This is a genomic window from Dietzia sp. B44 (genome assembly GCF_014145245.1).
Lineage (GTDB): Bacteria > Actinomycetota > Actinomycetes > Mycobacteriales > Mycobacteriaceae > Dietzia > Dietzia natronolimnaea.
Genome location: NZ_JAALEF010000127.1, coordinates 1 through 5,816, shown reverse-complemented (window position 1 = coordinate 5,816; position 5,816 = coordinate 1). Strand labels below are relative to the sequence as shown.

Here is a 5,816-nt window from a genome sequence, read left to right as displayed (position 1 = left end):
GGCGGCGGCGCCCCTCGTCGTCGTCCGACTCCACCGGTCGGGACTGACCCGACCCCCACCCCCTGGAAGGCACGTGCGCACACTCAGGAGCGGGTCCGGACGCCGTCTGCCGTTCGTCGACGTCCCCCCCGAACGCCGGACGCGACGAGATCTGGTCACCGCCGCGGTGATCGCCGTCGTCATGGTGCTGGCGGCGGTCGCCGTGCTGCTGTCCGGGAGCGCGACCGGGTCGGAGCTGCGTGCCGCGGACGCGGAGCAGCCCGAGTACGGACCGGCCACCGATCCCCCCACGTCGCTCCAACCGCTCTGGATGCACGGCTCCGCCGGGACCGGCCCCCCGCTCACCACCAAGGGCAACCTCGTCACCGTCTCCCCGGACGGGGTGCTGGTCGGCCGGGACGCGGGTTCCGGGGAGGAGAGCTGGTCCTACACGCACGCGGGGCGGTTCTGTGCCGGAGCGTTCTACGCCGATCGACTCGTCGCCGCGTTCGACGGCGCCTCCGGGTGCAGTGACGTGACGTCCCTCGACCCGACCCGGCAGGAGTACGCGAGCACCAGACAGAGTGTGTATCCGGACTCGATGGAACTCACCGGCTCGTGGAAGCACGTCCTGGCGTTCAGCCCGGACCGCCTCGAGATCTGGCGCGACGACCTGGTCCGGACGGTCGAGTACGGGGCCGTGGAGGCTCCGCAGGAGGCCGGGATGCAACCCCGCACCGGGTGCACCCTCGTGACCGCGGATCTCACCGACGAGCGCTTCGCCGTGACGGAGCGCTGCCCCGGCGAGGACTCCGTCAGGCTGACGATCTCGAAGACCGTCCCCGAGGACAATCGCGCCCCCGAGGAGATCGCCTCGGACCCGACCGGTGCCGACGGTCTGTGGATCATCGAGGTGACCGAGCAGGGGGTCCTGGCGCTCCGGAACCAGGGCCCCGACTGGACCGTCGAGTGGTTCACCTCCCCCACCGAACACTCGACCGTGCTCGCTCTGGAGGGTGAGCCGGCCGTGCCGCCCTCGCACGAGTCCGTCTCGGGCGACAGCGCTCAGGTGAGATGGTTCGACGGACGTTCCACGCACGCCTTCGACGGGCCGTCCGGGAGATACTCGTGGACCCTGGGCGGGTCGACGGGCCCCGGACTGACCGGGGGCTGGTCCGCCGACCCCGCGGCCCATGCGACGGCTGAGTGGGTGCTGGTGCCGGTCGCCGACGGGCTCGCCCTCCTGGACCACGACACCGGGCGCGAGGTCCGTCGCCTGGCCGGGCAGGCGGCACCGGGACCGGGCGTGACGGGGCTCGCCCAGATCGGCGACATCCTGTACGAACGCCACGCGGGAGAGATCCGCGCGTACAAGCTCGTCGCCTGACCCCCCGGGGTGGATAAGGGAGCCGTGCGGGTCGGCAGGGTCAGACGGCGTACCACTCGATCGCGTCCCTGCGGAACAGCGACACCAGCGCGACTGCGCAGACCACGGCGAGGATCAGACCGGCGAGGTACTGGTCCGATCCCACCCCCACGTACCAGGCCACGAACAGCAACAACAACTCCGCGATCACCACGAGTCCACGGCCCCACCGTCGACCCCGCAACAGGCCCACACCGGCCGCGAGAAGGCCGCCCCCGAGGATCGCGAACCACACCGCGGTGCCGTAGCCACTGATGACGACGGTCTCCTCGCGATGGCCTCCGGCCGCCCGGATGGCGAGGGCCACGGCCACCCCGACGCCGATGAGGCCCTGCGCGGAGGAGATCCACCCGGCCAGGCGCACGGGCGTGGGGATCGCGGTGCGGGGATCGAGGCGATCCGGCGGGGGGCGGTGGTCGTCAGGTCGGCTCACGTTCACCTCCACAGGGTATGTCGCGGTGACGGCCGGGCCCGCACCACCCTTGCGGACTGGACTCCGATTAACCCATTACAGCCTCTGGCGTGCGATTTCGGTTCGATTTGACAACCGGGGTGACCTTTGCCACATCGCGGCGGGAGAGGGTTGACTTGTCATGGAATCGTGGCACCATCATTCGTAACAGCGCAGACGCACATTGTTTGCCTTGCCTTAACCGGGAGCTGCTCCTCACGGAGCGAGCCCTCGGAACGGGTACACCCCCACCACATCACCGGATGTGACACAGCGCGTACGTCCGCGTGCCGATCCTCGCAGATCGGCGCGTCGGCGGCGTCTTCCCGTGTCCGGTTGACCCGATAACGGTCTCGTAACCGTAAGGAGTTCCCATGGACTGGCGCCACAAGGCCATCTGCCGCGACGAGGATCCCGAGCTGTTCTTCCCCGTCGGCAATTCCGGACCCGCCCTCGCGCAGATCGCCGAGGCGAAGATCGTCTGTAACCGTTGCCCCGTCACCTCCGAGTGCCTGGCCTGGGCCCTCGAGTCCGGCCAGGACGCGGGCGTCTGGGGCGGCATGAGCGAGGACGAGCGTCGCGCGCTCAAGCGTCGCCGCGCCCGCACCCGCACCGCGGTCTGATCACCGCCACCTGATCACCGCATTCTGGTGACCGCGATCCCACGGTACGCGGTCCGGTCGGCGACCTGAACGGACGCCCGACCCCACGAGAACGACGAAGGCCGGTTCCCCTCCCGCGCGGGAGGGGAACCGGCCTTCGTCGTGACGGTCGATCGTCAGCCGATGACGGCGATGAGGTCTCCGGCCTGGATGACGTCGCCGGGGGCGACGGCCACCTCGGTGACGGTGCCGGCCGTCTCGCACAACACCGGGATCTCCATCTTCATGGACTCGAGGAGCACGATCGTGTCACCCTCGGCGACCTCGGTGCCGACGGCTGCGACGACCTCCATGACATTCGCGACCATCTCGGCACGGACCTGTTCAGTCATTCGGATGTTCCTCTGCTTTCCTCACGCGGCGGCCCCCGGACTCCTCAATGCAACCACACGGGGGTTCTCATGGGAGACTTGTACACCGACGAAAGGAGGCGACCATGGGCAAGCGTGGCCGCAAGAGGCGGGATCGCCGCAAGAAGAACGCCAACCACGGCAAGCGTCCGAACAGCTGAGTCCGGACCATCAGAACCGAGCGAGGGGCGGACACCGTGTCGGTGTCCGCCCCTCGCCTCGTCTCCGGTGAGGTCAGTGCGGGTCCCGCCGGTGGACGGTCGTGGTCCGGTGCACCACCGTCGTCCCGTCGGAATCGGTCGTGGTGACCGTGGTGCGTCGGATCTCCACCATGAGTCGTTCCCTCAACCCCGACGGCGCCTTCTCGCAACACGAGCGGGACAACTTGGCCTTGAGCCGCCGCTCCGAGAGGAAGAGTTCACGGCAGGGCGGACACCCGGCGAGGTGATGCTCGAGCCTCGAACGACAGGCGTCGTCGCACTCGAGGTCCACCAGCAGGGACAGGTCGCGCCGGGCGGCCTCACAGTCGATCTGGTCGAGCCGCGGGTCGTGTTCCCTCGTCACTTCGCGCCCTCCGTCCTGTCACGACCGAAGCCACGCTCGGTCGCCACGTCCCGGAGCAGCTCGCGGAGCTGCTTGCGTCCTCGGTGGAGGCGTGACATCACGGTCCCCAACGGGGTGTCCATGATCTCGGCGATCTCCTTGTACGGCAGGTCCTGGACGTCCGCGTAGTACACGGCCATCCGGAACTCCTCGGGGAGCTGGGCGAGCGCGGACCGGATCTCGTCGTCCGGCAGCAGTTCCATCGCCTCGACCTCCGCCGAGCGCAGGCCGGTGGAGGTGTGCTCCGCCGCCGCCGCCAGCTGCCAGTCCGTGATCTCCTCGGTCGGATACTGGGCGGGTTGGCGCTGCCGCTTGCGGTAGTGGTTGATGTACGCGTTGGTGAGGATGCGGTGCATCCAGGCCCGGAAGTTGGTCCCGGGCTTGAAGGAGTGGAAACCCGCGTACGCCTTCGCGTACGCCTCCTGCACCAGGTCCTCCGCATCGGCCGGGTTGCGGGTCATCCGCAGCGCGGCACCGTACAACTGATCGAGGAGCGGCATGGCCAACTCCTCGAACTGTTCGGCGCGTTGGTCGGACTCGTCGGGCTGCAACTCGGTCGGCAACCGGTACTCCTCACCTGTCGATGACCCGGAGTCTATCCGCACGCCGGGGGCGTCGAGGACCGCGGTCCGCATCGCACCCTCCTCTCCCGATCCCGGGGACAGTCCCGGGTACCTGCTCTCCTCAACGCCGTCCACGGTCACGCTATTCCGGCCGGTGCCGTCACTAGGCTGGGCTGGATGAGCCGTAAGCGCACGGGACACGGGAAGTCCGACTCGGCGGCGACCCCCGCCATCGCCGCACTCCGGTCCGCCGGGGTCGACCACGAGGTGCACACCTACGACGCGGGAAGCGGCGCGTTCGGCGACGAGGCCGCCCGCGTCATGGGCGAGCGACTCGGGATCGACGCCGCCAGGGTGTTCAAGACCCTGGTGCTCGCCACCGCCCGCCCCCCGGCGGGCACCCGGATCCCGCTGGCTGTCGCGGTCCTGCCGGTCACGGCGATGCTCGACCTCAAGGCGGCGGCCGCCGCGCTGTCCTCCGGGAAGGCCTCGCTCGCCCCCGTCGACGTCGCGGAGAAGGCCACCGGGTACGTGGTCGGCGGAGTGTCCCCCCTCGGGCAAAAGAGGTCGCTGGCGACCGTGGTCGACAGCTCCGCGTGGGATCACCCCACGATCCTGTGCAGCGCCGGCCGTCGGGGGTGGGAGATCGAACTGGCACCCGCGGACCTCGTCGGCCTCACGGGAGCCACGGCGGCGTCGATCGCCGCCCGGTGACGCCGTGCTAGAAGAGCATCCCGGCGGACGGGTCCACCGGCCGGACCAGTTCCGGGCCCTCGTTCCTCACGTTGGAGACCGCGCGTGAGACCGGCCTGATCTCCACCGAGTCGGCCCACTGCCCCAGGTCGCCGCCCGCGCCGTCGACCAGGGCCCTCGGGTCACCGATCACGGAGGGGTCGAGCCAGTCGGAGACCACGGACGGGTGCACCACGAGCGGCATGCGGTCGTGGACGCGGCGCAGCGGTCCGAGCGCCTCGGTGGTGAGGATCGTGCACGACAACTGCGTGACGGTCTGGTCGCCGGGGTCACGCCGGGCCTCCCACAGCCCCGCCATGAGCAGCCCCTCGTCGCCGGGCAGGCTCATGTGGAACGGCTGCTTGGGGCCCGCCCTGCCGCCGGGCGTCGCCGGCTCCCCCGGGACCCACTCGTACCAGCCGTCCATCGGGACCACGCAGTGGCGCCGCGCGACGGCGGTACGGAAGGAGGGCTTCTCGAACGCCGTCTCGACCCGCGCGTTGAACAGGGTGGGCAGCCTGCCCGGGTCCCTGGCCCAGGACGGCACCAGGCCCCAGCGCATGGCACGCAGGATCCGTCGGGGGCCGGCGGGATCGTCGAGGCGTTCGCGCGGGGCGTCCAGGACGAGGGCGGGGACGGTGGTGGTGGGCGCGATGTTGAACCTCGGGGAGACCGGACCCCGGTCGGGCCACAACCCCGGTGGCGGCGAGGACGCCTCGTCGACGGCATCGAGCTCCACGGCGAGTCGCGCCGGATCCGAGGAGAGGGAGAACCGTCCACACATGCGGTCCATCCTCCCACCCGGACCGGGCGGGATCGGGGTCGATGCGCGACAATGACCAGGTGAGTCATTGGAACGCACCCGTCGCCGGCACTCCCGTGGAGGCCGTCGTCCCCGTACCCGGGTCCAAGTCGCTGACCAACCGCGCCCTGGTCCTGGCCGCGCTGGCCGACGCCCCCGCCCGGCTGAGCGGGACGTTGCGCAGCCGGGACACCGACCTGATGATCGGGGCGCTCACCGCGCTCGGCACCCGGATCGAGGGCCCCACG

General features: G+C 70.5%; 10 protein-coding genes. 5 read left to right on the top strand and 5 right to left on the bottom strand.

What is annotated here, in order from left to right:
* Positions 1 to 73: 73 nt before the first annotated feature.
* Positions 74 to 1,366: an Rv3212 family protein gene (locus G6017_RS05075; RefSeq protein WP_182616229.1), complete on the top strand. Its 1,293-nt coding sequence runs from the start codon at positions 74 to 76 to the stop codon at positions 1,364 to 1,366.
* A 40-nt stretch (positions 1,367 to 1,406) separates the two neighbouring features.
* On the opposite strand, the gene G6017_RS05070 is transcribed toward G6017_RS05075, so the two are convergent.
* The gene (locus G6017_RS05070; RefSeq protein ID WP_338404193.1) at positions 1,407 to 1,838 is read right to left on the bottom strand and encodes a hypothetical protein; all 432 of its coding nucleotides are present in this window, start codon (positions 1,836 to 1,838) and stop codon (positions 1,407 to 1,409) included.
* Between the two features lie 392 nt (positions 1,839 to 2,230).
* Between G6017_RS05070 and G6017_RS05065 the strand changes: the two genes are divergently transcribed.
* Positions 2,231 to 2,479 carry a WhiB family transcriptional regulator gene (locus G6017_RS05065; RefSeq protein WP_179524794.1) on the top strand — a complete coding sequence of 83 codons (249 nt, stop codon included), beginning with the start codon at positions 2,231 to 2,233 and terminating at the stop codon, positions 2,477 to 2,479.
* A 155-nt stretch (positions 2,480 to 2,634) separates the two neighbouring features.
* Here the strand turns inward: G6017_RS05065 and G6017_RS05060 are convergent, their stop codons facing one another.
* Positions 2,635 to 2,850: a biotin/lipoyl-binding carrier protein gene (locus tag G6017_RS05060; RefSeq protein ID WP_017836613.1), complete on the bottom strand. Its 216-nt coding sequence runs from the start codon at positions 2,848 to 2,850 to the stop codon at positions 2,635 to 2,637.
* A 104-nt stretch (positions 2,851 to 2,954) separates the two neighbouring features.
* Between G6017_RS05060 and G6017_RS17400 the strand changes: the two genes are divergently transcribed.
* On the top strand, positions 2,955 to 3,029 hold the full coding sequence (locus G6017_RS17400) for a 50S ribosomal protein bL37 (RefSeq protein WP_370650909.1): 75 nt from the start codon (positions 2,955 to 2,957) through the stop codon (positions 3,027 to 3,029).
* A gap of 73 nt (positions 3,030 to 3,102) precedes the next feature.
* On the opposite strand, the gene G6017_RS05055 is transcribed toward G6017_RS17400, so the two are convergent.
* Both G6017_RS05055 and G6017_RS05050 read right to left on the bottom strand, forming a co-directional pair.
* On the bottom strand, positions 3,103 to 3,432 hold the full coding sequence (locus G6017_RS05055) for a zf-HC2 domain-containing protein (RefSeq protein ID WP_179524793.1): 330 nt from the start codon (positions 3,430 to 3,432) through the stop codon (positions 3,103 to 3,105).
* Entirely contained in the window at positions 3,429 to 4,106 is a 678-nt protein-coding gene (locus G6017_RS05050) for a sigma-70 family RNA polymerase sigma factor (protein WP_179524792.1), read from the bottom strand. The genes G6017_RS05055 and G6017_RS05050 overlap by 4 nt, the downstream gene beginning before the upstream one ends.
* Before the next feature lie 105 nt (positions 4,107 to 4,211).
* Here G6017_RS05050 and G6017_RS05045 point away from each other — a divergent pair, with 105 nt between their 5' ends.
* A complete protein-coding gene (locus G6017_RS05045) occupies positions 4,212 to 4,748 on the top strand; it encodes a YbaK/EbsC family protein (protein ID WP_182616227.1) in 537 nt (178 codons plus the stop codon).
* Positions 4,749 to 4,755: 7 nt separating this feature from the next.
* Here G6017_RS05045 and G6017_RS05040 read toward each other — a convergent pair whose 3' ends face one another.
* Positions 4,756 to 5,559, bottom strand: a complete 804-nt coding sequence (locus G6017_RS05040; RefSeq protein WP_347237833.1) for an SOS response-associated peptidase — start codon at positions 5,557 to 5,559, stop codon at positions 4,756 to 4,758.
* Positions 5,560 to 5,609: 50 nt separating this feature from the next.
* On the opposite strand from G6017_RS05040, the gene G6017_RS05035 reads away from it, so the two are divergent.
* On the top strand, positions 5,610 to 5,816 hold a 207-nt coding region (locus G6017_RS05035; protein WP_524536246.1), incomplete at its 3' end, for a carboxyvinyltransferase.

Coding starts and splice junctions, on each gene's coding strand:
- G6017_RS05060 (WP_017836613.1), bottom strand. CDS start 2,850: ATGACTGAACAGGTCCGTGCCGAGATGGTCGCGAATGTCATGGAGGTC.
- G6017_RS05045 (WP_182616227.1), top strand. CDS start 4,212: ATGAGCCGTAAGCGCACGGGACACGGGAAGTCCGACTCGGCGGCGACC.
- G6017_RS05040 (WP_347237833.1), bottom strand. CDS start 5,559: ATGGACCGCATGTGTGGACGGTTCTCCCTCTCCTCGGATCCGGCGCGA.
- G6017_RS05050 (WP_179524792.1), bottom strand. CDS start 4,106: ATGCGGACCGCGGTCCTCGACGCCCCCGGCGTGCGGATAGACTCCGGG.
- G6017_RS05065 (WP_179524794.1), top strand. CDS start 2,231: ATGGACTGGCGCCACAAGGCCATCTGCCGCGACGAGGATCCCGAGCTG.